At 38.0% G+C, this 2,278-nt stretch carries 2 protein-coding genes and 1 pseudogene; all 3 read right to left on the bottom strand.

Annotated features, from left to right (window positions below):
* Positions 1-141 (bottom strand): annotated as a pseudogene (locus O9295_RS07815) (Uma2 family endonuclease); the annotation flags it as partial.
* A 43-nt stretch (positions 142-184) separates the two neighbouring features.
* On the bottom strand, positions 185-1,711 hold the full coding sequence (locus O9295_RS07810) for a bifunctional aminoglycoside phosphotransferase/ATP-binding protein (protein WP_288032588.1): 1,527 nt from the start codon (positions 1,709-1,711) through the stop codon (positions 185-187).
* Between the two features lie 310 nt (positions 1,712-2,021).
* Positions 2,022-2,177, bottom strand: a complete 156-nt coding sequence (locus O9295_RS07805) for a hypothetical protein (RefSeq protein WP_288032587.1) — start codon at positions 2,175-2,177, stop codon at positions 2,022-2,024.
* Positions 2,178-2,278 lie beyond the last annotated feature (101 nt).

Below are 2,278 nucleotides of genomic sequence, written 5' to 3'. Positions count from 1 at the left end.
ATTTCCACCCACGGGAGGCATAATTAATAATTCTCCTTTTTGATTACGTTCTAAATTCCATGTTTGATTAGCCTGACAGAGATGATAAAATTGTTCATCAGTCAAATTAACTGTCTCTAGATTTAACACTACAGTTTCCATCGCTTCTCCTTTTTGCTACTTTATATCGTTGATTCATCTCAACCTATTTACCTAATTGACTCTCTAAAAATTCTGACCAATTGGGATTAGTAGTATCTAGGGAAATTAGATAGGGTTGTTCTTTTTCATTAAAAGGTTCTGTTTTCTCAATTTGGGCATTTAAAACCTCGATATTAGCATCAGAAATATCACCTTTTCTAGCGGCAATCCGTTGTTTTAAAACTTCTATAGGTGCGCGACAATGGACAATATGAAAAGGAATCTGTAAATTTTGGGCATAGGTTAATAAGGGTTCTCGCCAAGCATATTTATCGTAGCGTGCATCGAGAATAACCGGATAACCTAAAGCTATTAAAATTTCGGCTAATTCCGCCAGTCGAGCGAAGGTTTTTTGACTCATTTCGAGACTATATATATCTAGACTTCCTGTTTGATTTAAGTCAATTCCAGCCAAATGTTTGCGAACTGCATCGGAACGAATCTGAATAGCATTAAGATTTTTAGCAATTACTTTTCCTATGGTACTCTTACCCGAGCCAGAAAATCCCGACATCAGAATTAATCTCGGTTTCTGCGGTTGTGTGTACTGCCAAGCTAATTGATAATAATCCTGTGCATCTGCTTTAATTTTCTCAGAAAAAGTGTCACCATCAAGCAAAAAACTATTGACTTTTGCCCTCACATACGCTTGTCTAGTCAGGTAGAGAGGCAAGACTTTTAAACCCTCCCAGTCGGCGGTTTGTTCTAAATAAGTATTGACAAATAAATTAGCGAAATCTTCTCTCCCCCTAGCGGTTAAATCCATGGCTGTAAAAGCAAGATCATACATGACATCAACGAAGCGAAAAGATTCATTAAATTCTATGCGATCAAATAATTGTATTTCTCCCTGCCACTGACAGATATTATTTAAATGTAAGTCGCCGTGACATTCGCGAATCATCCCTTTTATTTGTCTTTCCTCTAACCAATCTCCGTGTTCTGCGAAGAATTTATCTGTATAAGCTTTCGTTTCATCGTATTGTTTTTGGGTTTGGACAAAATTAATATATTTCTCGGTTTGTTGGTAGTTTTCATCAAAAGCTTGTTTAATAACTTCTAAATTGCCAAATTGAGTAATATAGGAATTAGTCACAGCTTGTCGATGAAATCCTGCCACTTTTTCAGCCAAAGATTTTATAGCTTTTTCCGTTAGTTCTCCCCGTTCAAAAACTTTACTCAGTAAACATTCTTGGGGAAACTGATTCATTTTTAAAATGTATTCGATCGCTTTCCCTTCTCCATTTAAACTTATGCTACCCCGTTCCTCATTAATTGACAAAACTTCCAGATAGATATTCGCAGCAACTCTTTGATTTAACTCTAGTTCCTGTTCTAGATAATACTTTCTCTTTTCTAAAGTGGAGAAATCTAAAAAATGATAATTAACTGGTTTCTTGACTTTATAGGCATAATCTCCTGTCAAGAAGATAATTGAAGCATGGGTTTGGATAATTTCAACGGGAATTTTGACAGAATGAGGATAAAAGTCGGGATTTTTTAATTCTTCGATTAATCGGTTGCTATCCATAGGGAGAACTCCTGTCGGTTGCCTCTCATTTTTGTAAATTTACTAGGTTGGGATTTTTAAAGGGAAACTCTCGGCTAGAATTGGCTGTTATTTCCGATTTTATCACTTAATCTTTGACTCTTGGGGGATTCTACCCCCCAAACCCTCCGTTGGGGAGTGGGAAGTGGGGAGAAGGGAGCGGGTTTTTAAAGTTTGATTGGCAGTTAATCGTACCACTAAAAACCGATTTGCTATCAGATGTCCGTGGAGGAACTGTCTCCCCCAAACGCTGGAAAGCATTAGCGGGAGCAAGTGGGATGCTTACAGGGGGTTATCCATACATTTGTACCAGTTTAAGGATGACTGATAATTGCTGATTGTCGGTAAGCTGTTGACTATCTAGGGTCTGCTGAAAAAGTTTTTCGTGGGGACAGGGTGTGGGGTGTGGGGTGTGGGGTGTGGGGTGTAGGGTTTTACCGATTCTCATCTGGTCAATTACCTAATTTTCAGAGAAAAAGTCCCTGAATTTTCCCCCTATCTCTCCCACAACTGGTACTTTTTGATTGACAAAAAGTCTAAAAGTCTTAC

Origin of the sequence: Microcystis sp. LE18-22.4A, from assembly GCF_027531105.1 — a bacterium.
GTDB lineage: Bacteria > Cyanobacteriota > Cyanobacteriia > Cyanobacteriales > Microcystaceae > Microcystis > Microcystis aeruginosa.
This window is presented reverse-complemented; position numbering and strand designations above follow the sequence as displayed.